This is a genomic window from Coprococcus sp. RTP21204st1_G4_RTP21204_210225, from assembly GCF_040915385.1.
Classification (GTDB): Bacteria; Bacillota; Clostridia; order Lachnospirales; family Lachnospiraceae; genus Allocoprococcus; species Allocoprococcus comes.
In genome coordinates this window covers 87911-106574 of sequence record NZ_JBCPDP010000001.1, presented here as the reverse complement: position 1 = coordinate 106574, position 18664 = coordinate 87911, and the positions used below count along the sequence as shown (strand labels likewise).

Genomic DNA, 18664 nt, shown 5'->3' with positions numbered 1-18664 from the left:
ACTTTCGGTATGGTACACTAACCTAGCGAATGGAAGTATAGGTCTTTTTTTTATGCCTATTTTTAACAAAGAAAGTTTCAGGCGTGAAGCTTTCACGACAGCCTCGCAAGCTGTCATGCAACTAAAAATTAGAACATAAAAAGCGAGGTGGAAGTTGTGCGTACAAGAATTACACTGGAATGTACAGAATGCAAGCATCGTAACTACAACATGACAAAGGATAAGAAGTCTCATCCGGAACGCATGGAAACAAAGAAATACTGTAGATTCTGCAAATCACACACATTACACAAAGAGACGAAATAGTCGTTGAAGGGAAGTGAATGTTATGGGCGAATCTAAAGACAAAGCGAAGACAAAAGAGAAGAAAACTCCTTTCTTCAAAGGTCTGAAAGCTGAGTTTAATAAGATTATCTGGCCAGACAAAACCACACTTACCAAACAGACAGCTGCGGTCGTAGTTGTTTCCGTTATCTTAGGAGCGATTATCACGATCTGTGATATCCTGGTAAAATTCGGGGTAGATTTATTAGTTAGATAAGATACTGATAAATGGTAATGCAGGAAAGGTGAGTTTATGGCAGAAGCAAAATGGTATGTTGTGCATACCTATTCAGGGTATGAAAACAAGGTAAAAGCCAACATTGACAAAACGATCGAGAACCGTCATCTGGAAGATGAGATCCTTGAGGTCCGTGTTCCGATGCAGGAAGTTGTCGAATTGAAGAACGGCGTACAGAAAGCGTCTCAGAAAAAGATGTTTCCGGGATATGTTCTGATCCACATGATCATGAACGATGATACCTGGTATGTGGTACGAAACACAAGAGGTGTTACAGGATTTGTAGGTCCTGGATCCAAACCGGTTCCGCTTACAGATGAAGAGATGGCACCACTTGGTATCCAGAAAGAAGACATCGTGGTAGATTTTGAAGAAGGAGATACTGTGACAGTAACAGGCGGAGCCTGGGAAGGAACAGTCGGCATGATTCAGACTATCAATATGGCTAAGCAGAGCCTGACGATCAATGTTGATTTATTCGGCCGCGAAACGCCGGTAGAAATCAGTTTCGCAGAAGTCAAAAAAATGTAACTTTATGCGCAGTGCATAATGAACACGTGGGAGGGAAATCCCCGCAAATACCACAAGGAGGTACTTTAAAATGGCAAAAAAAGTTTCAGGTTATATCAAATTACAGATTCCAGCTGGAAAGGCTACTCCGGCTCCACCGGTTGGTCCTGCTCTTGGACAGCACGGTGTAAATATCGTTGAATTTACAAAACAGTTCAACGCAAAGACAGCTGATCAGGGAGATCTGATCATTCCTGTAGTAATTACAGTTTACAGTGACAGAAGTTTCAGCTTCGTTACAAAGACTCCTCCGGCAGCAGTTCTTATTAAGAAAGCCTGCAACCTTAAATCTGGTTCAGGTGTTCCGAACAAGACAAAAGTTGCTAAGATTACAAAAGCTCAGGTAAAGGAAATCGCAGAACTTAAGATGCCAGACCTGAACGCTGCATCCGTAGAAACAGCTATGAGCATGATCGAAGGAACATGCCGCAGCATGGGTGTAACTGTAGTAGAGGACTAATTCAGACTGCATAAGCAGAATGTAAGGAAACTGAAAAAATACGTGGGAGGGAATTCCCGTAATCACCACTAGGAGGTATTTAGAATGAAAAGAGGAAAGAAATACGTAGAAGCTGCAAAGTTAATCGACAGAGCAACTCTCTATGATAGAGATGAAGCGATCGCACTTGTTAAGAAGAGCGCGACAGCTAAATTTGATGAAACAATCGAAGCTCATATCAGAACAGGATGTGACGGACGTCATGCAGATCAGCAGATTCGTGGCGCTGTAGTTCTTCCGCACGGAACTGGTAAAAAGGTTCGTATCCTTGTATTTGCTAAGGACGCTAAAGCTGAAGAAGCTAAAGCTGCCGGAGCAGATTACGTAGGTGGAGATGAACTCATTCCGAAGATCCAGAATGAAAACTGGTTCGAATTCGATGTAGTTGTAGCTACACCGGATATGATGGGTGTTGTTGGACGTCTCGGACGTGTACTTGGACCAAAAGGTTTAATGCCAAACCCGAAGGCTGGTACAGTAACAATGGACGTTACAAAAGCTATCAACGAAATCAAAGCTGGTAAGATTGAGTACAGATTGGACAAGACAAATATCATCCATGTACCGGTAGGAAAAGCTTCTTTCACTGAAGAACAGCTTGCTGACAACTTCCAGACGCTTATCGATGCGATTAACAAAGCTAAACCGGCAGCAGTAAAGGGTCAGTATCTTAAGAGTGTGACACTTACTTCTACAATGGGACCTGGTGTAAAAATCAACCCAATGAAGCTTGCTTAATCAGTATTGAATAAATGTAAATAATAGAGACACCGTATGCGGAGTGATCCGTTACGGTGTCTTTTTGTGCAACATGAAATCTAACAAACAGTATTCTGTATACATTGTGCATTTTTTGACGAACAATGCATGAAAACATTGAAAATCGGGGAAAATAATGATAACCTATGCCTGTGAAAAAAATATCAAGCAATTAAAAGGAGGCACTTTGTCATGGTTAATATTCAAAAGGCAGCAATTATCGGATGTGGGTTTGTAGGAGCGTCCTCTGCGTTCAGCTTACTTCAGAAAGGGATCTTTTCCGAACTGGTACTGATCGATGCGAATAAAGAAAAAGCAGAAGGGGAGGCAATGGACATAAGCCACGGTAGACCATATGCGCACCCGATGAAAATATATGCGGGATCTTATGATGATATCAGTGATTGTTCACTAATCATCATTACAGCTGGAGCAAATCAAAAACCGGGAGAGACAAGACTGGATCTGGTACACAAAAATGTAGCAATTTTCAAATCGATTATTCCGGAAATCACAAAACGCGGATTTGAAGGAATCCTGCTTGTTGTAGCAAATCCGGTGGATATTCTGACTTATGCGGCACTTAAGATTTCCGGATACCCGAAGGAAAGAGTATTCGGAAGCGGAACCGTTTTGGATACTGCAAGATTCCGCTATCTGTTAAGTGAACATCTTCAGGTTGCGAGCCGGAGCGTACATGCCAATATCATCGGAGAGCATGGAGACAGTGAGCTTGCTGTATGGAGCGGGGCAAATGTAGCGGGAATTCCAATCAATGATTTCTGTGAACTTCGCGGACATTATCAGCATCAGGAATCCATGGAAAGAATTTATAAGACTGTGCGGGACAGTGCTTATGATATTATCCAGAAAAAGGGTGCAACCTATTATGGTGTGGCAATGGCGGTTGCGAGAATTGCAGAAAGCATTGTTATGAATGAAAATGCGGTTCTTCCTGTCACGAGTCTGATGGAGGGAGAATACGGACTGGAAGGACTCTGTATCAGTGTTCCGACCATAGTTTCGCAGAAAGGTGCAGAAAAAGTTCTTGAGATTCCACTGAGCGATGAAGAAAAAGAAAAATTGCTTTCATCTGCAAAAGAATTGAAGGAAGTTCTGGATGGTTTGGACTTATAATAGAAGAAACTGGATGAAATTGAAAAAATGAAAAAATACACTTGACTTTCTGGTAAACGTATGCTATATTTACGAAGTAACTGCCGAAGACAGTAGGTGCCGTAAGGCATAAGGGTCAAAACGCCTACCGAGGAAGACAAGATTCATTAGATTTGAATTTGTAAACCTCTGTGCTTTGGCGCGGAGGTTTTTTAGCGCATGATTGCGTGATATGAAAGTCCCCGCTGGGACCGAGACTTTCTGGCAGTTGAAAATACTACAAGGAGGTGCACCATTCGTGGCAAAAGTTGAATTAAAACAACCTATCGTACAGGCAATCGTTGAAGATCTCACAGATGCTCAGTCAGCAGTTATCGTTAACTACTGTGGACTTACAGTAGCTCAGGATACTGAACTTCGTAAACAGCTGAGAGAAGCAGGTGTTATCTACAAAGTTTGCAAGAACACAATGATGAAGAGAGCTTTTGAAGGAACAGATTTCGCACAGCTTGACGAATATCTGGAAGGACCGAACGCTATTGCAATTTCTAAAGAAGATGCAACAGCACCGGCAAGAATCATCTGCGATTTCGCTAAGAAAGCAGAAGCTCTTGAAGTAAAAGCAGGTGTAGTTGAAGGCTCAGTATATGATGCAGCTGGTATTCAGGAACTTTCTAAGATTCCGTCAAGAGAAGTACTGCTGTCCAAATTACTTGGAAGCTTACAGTCACCTATTACAAACCTTGCTCGTGTTCTTAATCAGATCGCAGAACAGGGTGATGCTCCGGCAGAAGCTGAAGCAGAAGCACCGGCAGCAGAGTAAGCTGTACCGGAATCCCATCCGAGTGTGGGGACAGTAAGAGGCGAAAGAGCCAATCATTAAAATCAAATGGAGGAAAATAAAATGGCAAAATTAACAACAGCAGAATTTATTGAAGCTATCAAAGAATTATCTGTACTTGAATTAAATGACTTAGTTAAAGCATGTGAAGAAGAATTTGGTGTATCCGCAGCAGCAGGTGTTGTAGTAGCAGCAGCTGCAGAAGGTGGAGCAGCAGCAGAAGAAAAAGATGAGTTCGACGTAGAACTTGTTTCTGCTGGAGCATCTAAAGTTAAAGTTATCAAAGTTGTTCGTGAAATCACAGGACTTGGACTTAAAGAAGCTAAAGAATTAGTTGACGGAGCACCGAAGGTAGTTAAAGAAGGCGTTTCTAAAGCTGAAGCTGAAGAAATCAAAACAAAACTTGAAGCTGAAGGAGCAGAAGTTAACCTTAAGTAATTTTGGTTATCACACTGTGAATGACAAGAGCGTATCGCGCAGGATTTCCTGCAGTGATACGCTCTTTTGGTTTTTTGTACTTTTTTGCGGTATGCATACAATGATGAGGAGGATTGCGAGAGTGCAAAGCACGTAGCAATCTGGTATCAAAGGGACCGAAAGTAAATTTTGCCACTTACATTATAAAATACAATAAAAATACAATTCTTTGAAAAGTTAGACTTGACAATCGGGAAAAACCTGTGGTAAAGTAAAAAATGCGCTATTGTGGAAACGTATGCCATAAGTGCGCCCTGAATAAGGCGGAAATAACCCGAAAATTTATCATATAAGGAGTGAAACGTCAAATGGAGAAAAACAGAATTCGTCCCATCACAAACGGAAAAAGTATGCGCATGAGCTATTCCCGGCAAAAAGAAGTACTCCAAATGCCTAATTTGATCGAAGTTCAGACCGACTCTTACAAATGGTTCCTGGATGAAGGATTAAAAGAAGTATTTGATGATATTTCTCCGATTACCGATTACAGCGGACATCTGAGCCTGGAATTTGTCGACTTTACATTGTGCACAGATGAAACCAAGTACACAATCGAGGAATGTAAAGAACGCGATGCTACTTATGCTGCACCGCTTAAAGTGAAGGTAAGACTTCACAACAAAGAGACAGATGAGATCAATGAACATGAGATCTTTATGGGTGATTTACCGATTATGACAAGAACCGGTACCTTTGTAATCAATGGTGCGGAACGTGTTATTGTCAGCCAGCTGGTGCGTTCACCTGGTATTTATTATGGAATTGCGCATGATAAACTTGGTAAAGAATTATACTCTTGCACCGTTATCCCGAACAGGGGTGCATGGCTTGAATATGAGACGGACTCCAATGACGTTTTCTATGTCCGTGTGGACAGAACCCGTAAGGTGCCGATCACAGTCCTGATCCGTGCACTTGGTATTGGAACGAATGCTGAGATTATCGATCTTTTTGGTGAAGAGCCAAAGATTCTCGCAAGTTTCACAAAGGATACTTCAGAGAACTATCAGGAAGGTCTTCTCGAATTATATAAGAAGATCCGTCCGGGTGAACCGCTTGCTGTAGACAGTGCAGAAAGTCTGATCACCAGCATGTTCTTTGACCCGAGACGTTATGACCTTGCAAAGGTTGGACGTTATAAATTTAATAAGAAGCTTATGCTCAAGAACCGTATCACAGGACATACGCTGGCTGAAGACGTAGTAAGCCCGATGACAGGTGAAGTAATTGCAGAAGCAGGAGCTGTCGTTGACAGAGAACTTGCAGATGCCATCCAGAATGCAGCTGTTCCATATGTGTGGATCGCAAGAGAAGAAAGTGACCGTAATATCAAAGTACTTTCTAATATGATGGTAGATCTCAAAGCTGTATGTGGAATCGATCCGGAAGAAGTTGGCGTAACTGAACTGGTATACTATCCGGTACTTGCTGAACTCCTGGAAGAGACAGCCGGAGATATCGATGAGCTGAAAGAAGCAATTCATAAGAATATTCATGAACTGATTCCGAAGCATATTACAAAAGAAGACATTATGGCGTCTATCAATTACAATATGCATCTTGAATATGGAATCGGTAAAGATGATGATATTGACCACTTGGGTAACAGACGTATCCGTGCGGTTGGAGAACTTCTCCAGAATCAGTACAGAATCGGTCTTTCAAGACTGGAAAGAGTTGTTCGTGAAAGAATGACAACACAGGATCTGGAGGGCATTTCTCCGCAGTCACTGATCAATATCAAGCCTGTAACTGCTGCTGTTAAAGAGTTCTTTGGATCGTCACAGCTGTCACAGTTCATGGATCAGAATAACCCGCTTGGTGAGCTGACTCACAAGAGACGTCTTTCCGCACTTGGTCCTGGTGGACTTTCCCGTGACCGTGCCGGATTCGAGGTTCGTGACGTTCACTACTCACATTACGGAAGAATGTGTCCGATCGAGACACCTGAAGGACCGAACATCGGTCTGATCAACTCTCTCGCATGTTATGCAAGAATCAATGAGTACGGATTTATAGAAGCACCGTACCGTAAGATTGACAAAACAGATCCGCAGAATCCGGTTGTAACCGAAGAGGTAGTATATATGACTGCGGATGAAGAAGATAATTATCATGTAGCACAGGCGAATGAGCCTCTGGATGAGGAAGGACATTTCATTCATAAGAATGTATCTGGTCGTTACCGTGATGAGACTCAGGAATACGAGAAAAGAATGTTTGATTACATGGACGTATCTCCGAAGATGGTATTCTCTGTTGCTACAGCACTGATTCCGTTCCTGCAGAACGATGATGCGAACCGTGCGCTGATGGGGTCCAACATGCAGCGTCAGGCCGTACCGCTTCTTACTACAGAAGCTCCGGTAGTCGGAACAGGTATGGAAGTAAAATCTGCTGTCGACTCAGGTGTATGTGTCGTTGCAGAAGAAGGTGGTATTGTTGAAAGATCAACATCTACCGAAATCACAATTAAACAGGATGACAAGACGAAAAAGACTTACAAGCTGACCAAATTCCTGCGAAGCAACCAGAGCAACTGCTATAACCAGAGACCGATCGTTGTTAAAGGTGAAAGAGTTGAAAAGGGACAGGTAATCGCAGACGGACCTTCTACCTCCAATGGTGAGATGGCTCTTGGTAAGAACCCGTTGATCGGATTTATGACCTGGGAAGGTTACAACTACGAGGATGCTGTACTTCTTAGTGAACGTCTTGTACAGAATGATGTTTATACATCTGTTCATATCGAAGAATATGAAGCAGAAGCCCGTGATACAAAGCTCGGACCAGAAGAAATCACACGCGATATTCCGGGCGTAGGAGATGATGCACTGAAAGATCTGGATGAGAGAGGTATTATCCGTATCGGTGCTGAGGTTCGTGCAGGAGATATTCTTGTCGGCAAAGTTACTCCGAAGGGAGAGACAGAACTGACAGCAGAGGAAAGACTTCTTCGTGCAATTTTTGGAGAAAAAGCTCGTGAAGTAAGAGATACTTCTCTGAAAGTACCTCATGGTGAATACGGTATCGTTGTAGATGCAAAAGTATTTACAAGAGAAAATGGGGATGAACTTTCACCGGGAGTTAATCAGGCAGTCCGTATCTACATCGCACAGAAGAGAAAGATCTCTGTAGGTGATAAGATGGCCGGACGTCATGGTAACAAGGGTGTTGTTTCCCGTGTACTTCCTGTAGAAGATATGCCGTTCCTTCCGAACGGACGTCCGCTTGACATCGTGCTGAACCCACTGGGTGTACCGTCACGTATGAATATCGGACAGGTACTGGAGATCCACCTTTCTCTGGCTGCCAAAGCACTTGGATTCAACATTGCAACACCAGTATTCGATGGTGCAAACGAGGTTGATATTATGGATACCCTGGATCTGGCGAACGATTATGTTAACCTGTCCTGGGAAGAATTTGAAGCAAGACATAAAGAAGAACTTCTTCCGGAAGTTATGGATTATCTGTATGAGAACAGAGACCACAGAGCACTGTGGAAAGGCGTACCGCTTTCAAGAGACGGTAAAGTAAGACTGAGAGACGGTCGTACCGGAGAATATTTCGACAGCCCGGTAACAATCGGACACATGCATTATCTGAAACTGCATCACCTGGTTGATGATAAGATCCATGCACGTTCAACCGGTCCTTACTCACTGGTAACACAGCAGCCACTTGGTGGTAAAGCACAGTTCGGTGGACAGCGTTTCGGAGAGATGGAGGTTTGGGCACTGGAAGCTTACGGTGCATCTTATACTCTGCAGGAAATCCTGACAGTTAAATCCGATGATGTGGTTGGCCGTGTGAAGACATACGAAGCAATCATCAAAGGTGAAAATATTCCTGAACCGGGAATTCCGGAATCCTTCAAGGTACTTCTTAAAGAACTTCAGTCACTTGGTCTGGATGTACGTGTCCTGGATGAGAACAATGAAGAAGTTCAGATCATGGAAAGTGTAGATTATGGTGATACAAACCTGAATCACATTATTGAAGGAGACAGACGCTACAATAACGATGAAGATTACGGTAAACACGGATACAGCAAGCAGGAATTCTCAGAAGGAGAACTGGTTGATGTAAATGATGAGCCGGAGGAAGATGACAGCTTCGACGATTTTGATGGCGATATGAACGATGATTTTGATGACGACATGGATTTAGAATAGGAGGATGCCGAGAATGACAGAAACAAAAAAAGAACCAACGTATCAACCGATTTCATTTGATGCGATTAAAATAGGTCTGGCATCTCCGGAAAAGATTCTGGAATGGTCAAGAGGTGAAGTTACAAAACCGGAGACAATCAACTACAGAACACTGAAGCCGGAAAGAGACGGTCTGTTCTGTGAGAAAATCTTTGGACCTAGCAAAGACTGGGAATGCCACTGTGGTAAATACAAAAAGATCCGTTATAAAGGTGTTGTATGCGATCGCTGTGGTGTAGAAGTAACAAAGGCAACTGTGCGACGTGAACGTATGGGTCACATCGCACTTGCAGCACCGGTTTCTCATATCTGGTATTTCAAAGGTATTCCGAGCCGTATGGGACTGATCCTGGATCTTTCACCGAGAACTCTGGAAAAAGTACTGTATTTCGCTTCTTATATCGTACTTGATAAGGGAGAGACAGATCTCTCTTACAAGCAGGTTCTTTCAGAAGCTGAATACCAGGAAGCAAGAGAAAACTGGGGCAATGGCTTCCGCGTAGGAATGGGAGCAGAAGCGATCAAAGAACTTCTTGAAGCGATCGATCTTGAAAAAGATTATGCTGAACTGCAGGCAGGACTTGAGGGTGCTACCGGACAGAAGAGAGCAAGAATTGTTAAGAGACTTGAAGTAGTAGAAGCTTTCCGCGAATCAGGAAATAAACCGGAATGGATGATCATGACTGCAATCCCAGTAATTCCGCCGGATCTGCGTCCGATGGTACAGCTGGATGGTGGACGTTTTGCAACATCTGACCTGAATGATCTGTACAGAAGAATTATCAACAGAAATAACCGTCTGAGAAGACTCCTTGAACTGGGAGCTCCGGACATTATCGTTAGAAACGAAAAGAGAATGCTGCAGGAAGCTGTAGATGCTCTGATCGACAATGGACGTCGTGGACGTCCGGTAACAGGTCCTGGAAACAGAGCACTGAAATCCCTTTCTGATATGCTGAAAGGTAAATCAGGACGTTTCCGTCAGAACCTGCTCGGAAAACGTGTTGACTACTCAGGACGTTCCGTTATCGTTGTAGGACCGGAACTGAAGATTTATCAGTGCGGTCTTCCGAAAGAAATGGCAATCGAGCTGTTCAAGCCGTTTGTTATGAAAGAACTTGTTGAGAGCGGAGCTGCTCACAATATTAAGAATGCTAAGAAAATGGTAGAGCGTCTTCAGCCGGAAGTATGGGATGTGCTTGAAGATGTAATCAAAGAGCATCCGGTTATGCTGAACCGTGCTCCTACACTTCACCGTCTTGGTATCCAGGCATTTGAACCGATTCTGGTAGAAGGTAAAGCAATTAAGCTTCATCCACTGGTATGTACCGCATTCAATGCCGATTTCGATGGTGACCAGATGGCGGTTCATCTTCCGCTTTCTGTAGAAGCTCAGGCTGAGTGCCGTTTCCTTCTGCTTTCACCAAACAACCTTCTGAAACCGTCTGATGGTGGTCCGGTAGCTGTTCCTTCACAGGATATGGTTCTTGGTATCTACTATCTGACGCAGGAAAGACCGGGAGCCAAGGGAGAAGGAAAAGTATTCAAGAGTGTGAATGAAGCAATTCTTGCTTATGAAAACGGAGTTGTAACTCTTCACTCAAGAATCAAAGTACGTGTGACAAAGACGATGCCGGATGGAACAAAGAAGACCGGTACAGTAGAGTCTACACTTGGACGTTTCATCTTCAACGAAATCATTCCGCAGGATCTTGGTTTTGTTGATCGTGAAAAAGAAGGAAATGAACTGGTTCTTGAAGTGGATTTCCATGTAGGAAAGAAACAGCTGAAACAGATTCTTGAAAAAGTTATTAACACACATGGTGCGTCAGCTACAGCTGAAGTACTTGACCATGTAAAATCAATGGGATACAAGCTCTCTACAAGAGCAGCTATGACTGTATCTATTTCAGATATGACTGTACCGCCACAGAAACCGGAACTGATCGCAAGAGCACAGTCAACAGTTGATAAGATCACACGTAACTTCAAGCGTGGTCTTATTACAGAAGAAGAGCGTTACAAAGAGGTTGTAGAAACCTGGAAAGAAACAGATGATGAGCTTACAGAAGCCCTTCTTACAGGACTTGATAAATACAACAATATCTTCATGATGGCAGATTCCGGAGCCCGTGGATCTGACAAACAGATCAAACAGCTTGCAGGTATGCGTGGACTTATGGCGGATACAACCGGTCATACGATCGAACTGCCAATCAAGTCAAACTTCCGTGAAGGTCTGGACGTACTGGAATACTTCATGTCTGCGCATGGAGCTCGAAAAGGTATGTCAGATACTGCCCTTCGTACAGCCGATTCAGGATACCTGACAAGACGTCTTGTTGACGTATCACAGGATCTGATCATCCGTGAAGTTGACTGTGTAAGCAAAGATGCCGAAATTCCGGGAATGTATCTGCATGCATTTATGGATGGAAATGAAGAAATCGAAAGTCTTCAGGAACGTATTACAGGAAGATATTCATGCTATACAATCTGTGACAAAGATGGCAATGTTCTTGTAAAGGCAAACCACATGATCACACCAAAACGTGCAGAAAAGATTATGAAATATGGTGTGGATGAAAATGGAAATTCACCGCTTAAGAAAGTGAAAGTCCGTACAATCCTGACCTGTAAATCACACATTGGTATCTGTGCGAAATGTTATGGTGCCAATATGGCAACAGGTGAACCGGTACAGGTTGGTGAAGCTGTCGGTATTATCGCAGCTCAGTCAATCGGTGAACCTGGTACACAGCTGACCATGCGTACTTTCCATAGTGGTGGTGTAGCCGGTGGAGATATCACACAGGGTCTTCCTCGTGTCGAAGAACTTTTTGAAGCAAGAAAGCCGAAAGGTCTTGCTATCATCACAGAAATCGCAGGTGTTGCAAACCTGAACGATACAAAGAAGAAGCGTGAAATCATCGTTACCAATCAGCAGACAGGTGAGACAAAGACTTATCTGATTCCTTATGGATCACGTATTAAAGTACAGGATGGAGCTGTTCTGGAAGCCGGTGACGAGCTTACAGAAGGTAGCGTGAACCCACATGACCTTCTTAAGATCAAAGGTCTTCGTGCTGCACAGGACTACATGCTTCAGGAAGTACAGAGAGTATACCGTCTGCAGGGTGTAGAAATCAATGATAAGCATATCGAAGTTATCGTTCGTCAGATGCTGAAGAAGATCCGCATCGAAGAAAGAGGGGATACTGAATTCCTTCCGGGAACAATGGTGGATGTCCTTGAGTTCAACGATGTAAATGAACAGATGGTAACAGAAGGTAAAGAACCTGCAACAGGAGAACAGATCATGCTTGGTATTACCAAGGCATCCCTGGCAACAGATTCCTTCCTGTCAGCTGCATCCTTCCAGGAGACAACCAAGGTTCTGACTGAGGCTGCTATCAAAGGTAAGGTTGACCACCTGATCGGTCTGAAAGAGAACGTCATTATCGGTAAACTGATTCCGGCAGGAACAGGTATGAGAAAATACCGTGACGTTAAACTTGATACAGGTCTTGGTATGGATATGGACGACGAAATCAGTTTTGATGATTTTGATATGGATGATGATACTGAGTCTGAAGTATCGGCAGAGACAGCAGAAACTGTTGAAACCGAAGAAAATGCTGACGAAACAGTTACAGTTGAAGAATAGGCTTTATATGCTAAGAGAGGCAGATACGTTGAATGGCGTGTCTGCTTTTCTTGCTTTAAAGACATGAAAAACAAAAATATTTGAAAAATAATTCCGATTCTTTAACACTTTACAAAAATAAAGGGTTGCAAAATATGAAAAAATACAGTAGCATATAAATAATCAATCGAAAATCAGGGGGTGTGATATGCTGGATTTAGCTCATATTGGTGAACGGATCAGAGAATGCAGAAAAAAGAAAATGATGACAATCCGGGTTTTGGGAGAATATACAGGACTTTCAGCGGGCTATCTGAGTATGCTGGAACAGAATAAGACATCTCCGAATGTGGACAGTCTTGCGCGAATTTGTGAAGCACTGGATATTGATATACAGTATGCACTGGAAGGGGAAATGCCGGGAAAGGCGGTTATACACAGAGAAGAAATGAGTAAGCATCTTTATCCGGAAGAAAATATGACGGTTGAGGTTGCAGACTTTGGTCAGGGAGAATCGATTTTTGAATATATTACGATTGAACCGGGAGAATCTGCGAAAAAAGAAGAATATCGTCATGTCTTTTCGGAAATGTGTATGGTGATAAAAGGAACTCTGAATGTAGAGGTGGAAGGAAAAATTTGCAGTTTACATCCGGGAGACAGTGTATATATAAAGAGCAGAGAGCGTCATAGTATTTCCAATCCCGGAAAAGAACCTTGTGTCAGTATATGGGTATATCACCGAGATGTACCAAGACGGTTTGAAAGGAATGAAAATAAAATTGTGAAATAAATAGCATTCCTCTTGACAATCTTAGAGTATGGTTCTATAATAAGGAAAATTACACATATGAATAAATATTCATCTAAGTGAATTTACAAAATTGAACTGTTAAAACGGGGTTTCTTCGAAATTCACGCAACTCTGAAGACAGTGTTATTTACGAAAGTGTATAAAGACTGATTTTATACATACAATACGGACAATCTAATAATTAAACATAGACGTCATAGCGTGAAACTATGACCTTTGAAAGAAGACAAGGACGTCATGATGCAAATCATGGCGTTCTTTTGTTTACACTACTAGACTGCGGTCTAGTAAAGTATTACATTGTCGCAGAGGGGCGGACATATCTGGTAAATATACCGTCTCAGAAGAACAAAAGTACATGAGAGGAGAACAAAAATGGACAGATTAATACAATTGCGAGAGTACATGGAAAAAGAAAGACTGGATGCGTTTTATATTGCAAAGCCGGCGAATGTACGTTGTATCAGCGGATTTACGGGGGAAGACTCATTCCTTTTTATCACAAAGGCGAATCAGTATTTTATCACTGATGCAAGATATACAGAGCAGGCGTCTTATGAATGTCCGGATTACGAACTTGTAAACTGGCGAATCAATTTTGGCTACAGCATGGGGAAAGCTGTTGCATATTGCGCAGACAAAGATGGAGTTAAAACAATTGGATTTGAACAGGATCATCTGACATTTGAAAAATGGAACTCTATGCAGGCTGAACTCAGTGCTGAGATGGTTCCGACGCTGAACGTAATCGAAGGCTTCCGCGCGATCAAGACGCCGGAAGAGATCAAGAACCTTACCGTTGCCTGCGATATCGCATCCAGAGCATTTGAAAAAATTATAAAAGACATCCGTCCGGGTGTGACAGAAAAAGAAATCGCATCCAGACTTGCACATTACATGGTAATGGAAGGTGCAGATACCAAACCGTACGGTGGAATCGTTATTTCAGGAGCAAAGAGCTCTCTGCTTCACGGGATTCCGGACAGTAAGCCAATCGAATACGGAGATTTCGTATTGATGGATTATGGATGCCAGTACAAAGGCTATCTTTCAGATATGACAAGAACAGTAGTTGTCGGCAAGGCAGACGCCAAACAGAGAGAAGTGTATGATCTCTGCCGTCGCATGACAGAAGATACAGAAGCATCTGTAAGAGCCGGTGTGACAGGGACTTCCTGCTATGAAGCTTCACTTGAAGCAATCAAAGATACAGAATACCTTCCGTATAATTATACAGGAATCGGTCATGGAGTTGGGCTGTTCGTCCATGAACTTCCGAATATCGGACTGAACTGTGAGAATATCTTACAGGAGAACAGCATAATGACAGTAGAACCAGGACTTTATATTCCGGGTTGGGGTGGTGTCAGACTTGAGGATCAGGGCATCATCACAAAAGACGGATATGAAAACCTGATCAGTGCTACACATGAGCTAATAGAATTATAAATGAAAAAGGAGGACAACATTTATGAAAAAGAAATTATTAGCAGCTTTACTTGCTACAGCAATGACAGTAACACTGTTTGCTGGCTGTGGTACACCGGGATCCAAAGATTCCAAGAAAGATGATAGCAGTGCTTCATCAGGAAAGAAGAGAATTACTTACACACTTCGTGAAGACCTTCCTTCTATGGATCCACAGAACAGTAACTCTATCTCATGTGCAACAGCAGAAATCTGCACCTATGCGATGCTGACACGTAACGTGGAAGGCGAAATCAAACCAGATGCAGCTGAAAGCTGGGATATTTCAGATGACGGACTTACTTACACATTCCACCTTCGTGATGGACTGAAATGGTCTGACGGAGAAGATGTAAAAGCAGGCGATTATGTTTATGGTATCCAGAGACTTATGGATCCAGAAATGGCAAGCGATTACGCATTCATCGGATATATCCTCAAAAACGGTGCAGAAGTAAATAGCGGTTCTGTGCCTGTCGATGAACTTGGCGTATCTGCACCAGATGACAAGACAGTTGTTATCGAACTTGCACATCCGGCTACATACTTCCTTAGTATGGCTGCTATGGCAACATTCGGTCCTGCAAGAAAAGATTATGTAGAAAAATACGGAAAAGAATATGCAGCTGATCCGGAAAAATCTGTTTATAACGGACCGTTCAAGATGACAGAGTGGAAACACGGCGATGAAATGATCCTTTCTAAGAATGAAAATTACTGGGATGCAGATAGCATCAAGCTTGATGAAATCTGCGTAAAGACAGTTGCAGATGCTAAGACAGCGGTTGCTATGTGGGAACAGGGCGAAGTTGATATCACAGTTGTACCTACTGAAATGACAGATCAGTATACAGAAAATACTGAATTCTACTATACAGGTGCAGATGATTACATCATGCTCAACATGTCAGAAGACAGACCGCTTGCTAACAAGAACCTGAGATTTGCTTTGAACTATGCAATCAACAGAACAGAATACAACAAGCTGGTTAACAATGACGTATATGACGTTGCACAGAGACTTGTACTTCCAAACGTGCAGGCGGCAGATGACCAGACATACGGAGAAGCTTATCCATATACACCATTCCCGGCAGAAAATGATAATGATAAAGCAAAAGAATATCTGGATGCAGCAATGAAAGAAATGGGCGTTTCTAATCCGGCAGACATCAAGATTACTCTTCTTACAACTGATACAGATGGTGCTAAGAAGCAGGCTGAAGTTCTTCAGGAACAGTATCAGAAGAACCTTGGTATTACAGTAGAAATTAACCAGGTAACTTACAAACAGAGACTTCAGATGGAAACTGAAAAAGATTACGATATGGTAGTAACAGGATGGGTTCCGGACTACTCTGACGCATACTCTTATCTGGAACTGTGGATCAGCGATGGTCAGTATAACCACTCTGGATATGCGAACGCTGAATACGACAAGCTTCTTAAAGATTCTCAGACAGAGACAGATGCTAAGACAAGACAGGATATGCTGTTCCAGGCAGAAAAGATCTTCCTTGAAGAAGATTCCGCTCTTGTACCGCTTCAGTTACGTAGAGACCAGTATCTGATCAATCCGAAGATTTCTAACTTCAATGTATACTTTGTTGGATATGACTTCGATCTGGTATATGCAGACATCAGCGAATAATACAGTTGGATGGTAACATACCTTGCGGTCGGCGCGGACTTACTGGTCCGCACCGGCTGCTTATTTGAGGGTTTTGATTATTTCGAGGGGTAGATTTGGTATGTATCAGCCAATAGGAAGTATGTGAAATAATCAAAGCTATCAAATAAAGAAAAATGAAGGGAGACAAAAGAATGGCAAAATATATAGCTAAACGAGTTGCATTAGCCATCGTAACACTTTTGGTACTTACAAGTGTTGTATTCGTCCTGGTTCGTCTGATGCCGGGAGATCCGTTCTCAAGTGACAAGATGACACCGGAGATCAAAGCGAATCTGGAAGCTTACTATGGTTTGGATAAACCGCTTGCAGAGCAGTATATAACTTATATGAAGAATGTGCTTCATGGTGATCTGGGGTATTCTATGAAGTATGAAAGTCAGACAGTTAACCGTATTATTGCTGACTCATTCCCATACTCAGCAGACCTGGGAATCCGTTCACTGTGCTTTGCACTGTTCTTCGGACTGATCCTTGGAATTGTAGCAGCACTGAATCGAGGAAAGAAACTGGACTTCGTCTGTATTTTGATTGCGATCATTGGTACATCGATTCCTGACTTCATCATGGGATCTGTACTTCAGTATTTCTTCGGAATCAAATGGCAGATTCTTCCGGTTGCGCAGTACACAAGCTTTAAGCACACAATTTTACCGTCAATCGCGGTTGGATTCTATACACTGGCATCCATTTCCCGTCTGATGCGTTCCAGTATGCTGGAAGTTGTATCTTCAGATTATACAAAGACAGCACGTGCGAAAGGTTTATCGGATTTCCGAATTACAGTTAAACATCAGATCCGTAATGCGATCACACCGATCATTACCATTATGGGACCGACAGTTGCATCTGTATTAACAGGAACATTCGTAATCGAAGCCCTTTTCGCAATCCCTGGAATGGGAAAACATTATGTAGACAGTATTAACATGGCAGATTATACACTGGTTCTTGGTATGACGATCTTCTACGGAGCATTCCTGATCGTATCAATCCTGATTGTAGATATCTTATACGGTATTGTAGATCCGAGAATCCGTCTGAGTGGTAAAAAAAGGTAGGTGACGAGAAATGGCAGAAATTACAAAAGAACAGTTTAAAGTTGTAGGAAAAAATACAAAGACAATGGAGTCTATTTCCCGTCCGAATATTGGTTACTGGCAGGATGCATGGAGACGAATCCGCAAGAATAAGATTGCATTCTTCTCATTGTGCCTGATTGGACTTTATGTACTTATGGCGATCTTTGTTCCAATGTTCAGCAAATATGACATTGCAACACAGAGTGTGGCAGAGATGAACCAGAGCTTTTCAAAAGCACATTGGTTTGGAACAGACTCTCTTGGACGTGATCTCTGGGTTCGTGCATGGTCTGGTGCGAGAGTATCTCTGACAATTGGTTTTGCAGCCAGCATCATCAATGCAATCGTTGGATCTATCATGGGTGGTATCTCAGGATTCTACGGTGGCAAGATCGATATGGTTATCCAGCGTGTTGTTGACGTATTATACGGAATCCCAAGTCTGATCGTTACCATTCTTCTTATGGTAGTTGTTGGTAACGGTGTACACTGTTTGATTCTTGCTATGTGTTGCGTCGGATGGATCGGTGGATGTCGTTTCGTTCGTGGTGAAGTATTAAAACTGAGAGAATCTGATTTCGTATCTGCAGCCAAGATCCTTGGTGTGCCGGATATCGTAATCATTGTAAAACATATTTTACCGAATATCATGGGACTTATCATTACAAACCTGACAATGGCTATTCCGGGGGCTATTTTCCAGGAGGCATTCCTGAGCTATATCGGTCTGGGTATCAAACCACCGAACTGCAGCTGGGGTGTACTTGCAAAAGACGGAATCGCACAGCTGAGAATTCATCCGTACCAGGTATTTGTACCGGCATTCCTGATTTGTACAACAATGCTTGCGCTGAATCTTCTTGGTGATGGACTTCGTGATGCATTTGACCCGAAACTTAGAGGAACCGAGTAGGAAGGAGTATA

Annotated in this window: 15 protein-coding genes and 1 other annotated feature; all 15 genes read left to right on the top strand. The window is 42.7% G+C overall.

The genetic code is table 11. The features are described from left to right. Positions 1 to 156: 156 nt before the first annotated feature. The 15 genes from rpmG (at position 157) to AB5213_RS00485 (ending at position 18653) form a co-directional block, all read left to right on the top strand. Positions 157 to 306: a 50S ribosomal protein L33 gene (gene rpmG, locus AB5213_RS00555; protein WP_081445272.1), complete on the top strand. Its 150-nt coding sequence runs from the start codon at positions 157 to 159 to the stop codon at positions 304 to 306. A 22-nt stretch (positions 307 to 328) separates the two neighbouring features. Continuing rightward, positions 329 to 541, top strand: coding sequence for a preprotein translocase subunit SecE (gene secE, locus AB5213_RS00550; RefSeq protein WP_008373480.1), 213 nt, complete (start codon positions 329 to 331; stop codon positions 539 to 541). Between the two features lie 36 nt (positions 542 to 577). Then, the gene (gene nusG / locus AB5213_RS00545) at positions 578 to 1093 is read left to right on the top strand and encodes a transcription termination/antitermination protein NusG (protein ID WP_008373482.1); all 516 of its coding nucleotides are present in this window, start codon (positions 578 to 580) and stop codon (positions 1091 to 1093) included. Positions 1094 to 1163: 70 nt separating this feature from the next. Next, positions 1164 to 1592, top strand: a complete 429-nt coding sequence (rplK, locus tag AB5213_RS00540; RefSeq protein WP_008373484.1) for a 50S ribosomal protein L11 — start codon at positions 1164 to 1166, stop codon at positions 1590 to 1592. 84 nt (positions 1593 to 1676) lie between these two features. Then, on the top strand, positions 1677 to 2369 hold the full coding sequence (gene rplA / locus AB5213_RS00535; protein WP_008373486.1) for a 50S ribosomal protein L1: 693 nt from the start codon (positions 1677 to 1679) through the stop codon (positions 2367 to 2369). 213 nt (positions 2370 to 2582) lie between these two features. After that, on the top strand, positions 2583 to 3527 hold the full coding sequence (locus AB5213_RS00530) for an L-lactate dehydrogenase (protein ID WP_008373488.1): 945 nt from the start codon (positions 2583 to 2585) through the stop codon (positions 3525 to 3527). A gap of 65 nt (positions 3528 to 3592) precedes the next feature. Continuing rightward, positions 3593 to 3729 (top strand) — a sequence feature (ribosomal protein L10 leader region). 75 nt (positions 3730 to 3804) lie between these two features. Beyond that, positions 3805 to 4329: a 50S ribosomal protein L10 gene (gene rplJ, locus AB5213_RS00525; protein WP_055247518.1), complete on the top strand. Its 525-nt coding sequence runs from the start codon at positions 3805 to 3807 to the stop codon at positions 4327 to 4329. 81 nt (positions 4330 to 4410) lie between these two features. Further along, positions 4411 to 4785, top strand: a complete 375-nt coding sequence (rplL, locus tag AB5213_RS00520) for a 50S ribosomal protein L7/L12 (protein WP_022220337.1) — start codon at positions 4411 to 4413, stop codon at positions 4783 to 4785. A gap of 347 nt (positions 4786 to 5132) precedes the next feature. Next, positions 5133 to 9002: a DNA-directed RNA polymerase subunit beta gene (locus AB5213_RS00515; RefSeq protein WP_117824610.1), complete on the top strand. Its 3870-nt coding sequence runs from the start codon at positions 5133 to 5135 to the stop codon at positions 9000 to 9002. Between the two features lie 13 nt (positions 9003 to 9015). Then, positions 9016 to 12708 (top strand): DNA-directed RNA polymerase subunit beta', encoded by a 3693-nt coding sequence (gene rpoC / locus AB5213_RS00510; RefSeq protein WP_044999120.1) that lies wholly within the window; start codon positions 9016 to 9018, stop codon positions 12706 to 12708. 187 nt (positions 12709 to 12895) lie between these two features. Beyond that, positions 12896 to 13480: a helix-turn-helix domain-containing protein gene (locus AB5213_RS00505; protein ID WP_368276198.1), complete on the top strand. Its 585-nt coding sequence runs from the start codon at positions 12896 to 12898 to the stop codon at positions 13478 to 13480. Positions 13481 to 13876: 396 nt separating this feature from the next. Further along, a complete protein-coding gene (locus AB5213_RS00500) occupies positions 13877 to 14950 on the top strand; it encodes a Xaa-Pro peptidase family protein (protein WP_195412773.1) in 1074 nt (357 codons plus the stop codon). A 22-nt stretch (positions 14951 to 14972) separates the two neighbouring features. Then, entirely contained in the window at positions 14973 to 16619 is a 1647-nt protein-coding gene (locus AB5213_RS00495) for a peptide ABC transporter substrate-binding protein (RefSeq protein WP_368276197.1), read from the top strand. 173 nt (positions 16620 to 16792) lie between these two features. Then, complete coding sequence (locus AB5213_RS00490; protein WP_022219960.1) at positions 16793 to 17719, top strand: ABC transporter permease; 927 nt, start codon at positions 16793 to 16795, stop codon at positions 17717 to 17719. Between the two features lie 10 nt (positions 17720 to 17729). Continuing rightward, positions 17730 to 18653: an ABC transporter permease gene (locus AB5213_RS00485; RefSeq protein WP_008373509.1), complete on the top strand. Its 924-nt coding sequence runs from the start codon at positions 17730 to 17732 to the stop codon at positions 18651 to 18653. The last annotated feature ends 11 nt before the right edge of the window (positions 18654 to 18664 follow it).

Coding starts and splice junctions, on each gene's coding strand:
- secE (WP_008373480.1), top strand. CDS start 329: ATGGGCGAATCTAAAGACAAAGCGAAGACAAAAGAGAAGAAAACTCCT.
- nusG (WP_008373482.1), top strand. CDS start 578: ATGGCAGAAGCAAAATGGTATGTTGTGCATACCTATTCAGGGTATGAA.
- rplK (WP_008373484.1), top strand. CDS start 1,164: ATGGCAAAAAAAGTTTCAGGTTATATCAAATTACAGATTCCAGCTGGA.
- rplA (WP_008373486.1), top strand. CDS start 1,677: ATGAAAAGAGGAAAGAAATACGTAGAAGCTGCAAAGTTAATCGACAGA.
- AB5213_RS00530 (WP_008373488.1), top strand. CDS start 2,583: ATGGTTAATATTCAAAAGGCAGCAATTATCGGATGTGGGTTTGTAGGA.
- rplL (WP_022220337.1), top strand. CDS start 4,411: ATGGCAAAATTAACAACAGCAGAATTTATTGAAGCTATCAAAGAATTA.
- AB5213_RS00515 (WP_117824610.1), top strand. CDS start 5,133: ATGGAGAAAAACAGAATTCGTCCCATCACAAACGGAAAAAGTATGCGC.
- rpoC (WP_044999120.1), top strand. CDS start 9,016: ATGACAGAAACAAAAAAAGAACCAACGTATCAACCGATTTCATTTGAT.
- AB5213_RS00505 (WP_368276198.1), top strand. CDS start 12,896: ATGCTGGATTTAGCTCATATTGGTGAACGGATCAGAGAATGCAGAAAA.
- AB5213_RS00500 (WP_195412773.1), top strand. CDS start 13,877: ATGGACAGATTAATACAATTGCGAGAGTACATGGAAAAAGAAAGACTG.
- AB5213_RS00495 (WP_368276197.1), top strand. CDS start 14,973: ATGAAAAAGAAATTATTAGCAGCTTTACTTGCTACAGCAATGACAGTA.
- AB5213_RS00490 (WP_022219960.1), top strand. CDS start 16,793: ATGGCAAAATATATAGCTAAACGAGTTGCATTAGCCATCGTAACACTT.
- AB5213_RS00485 (WP_008373509.1), top strand. CDS start 17,730: ATGGCAGAAATTACAAAAGAACAGTTTAAAGTTGTAGGAAAAAATACA.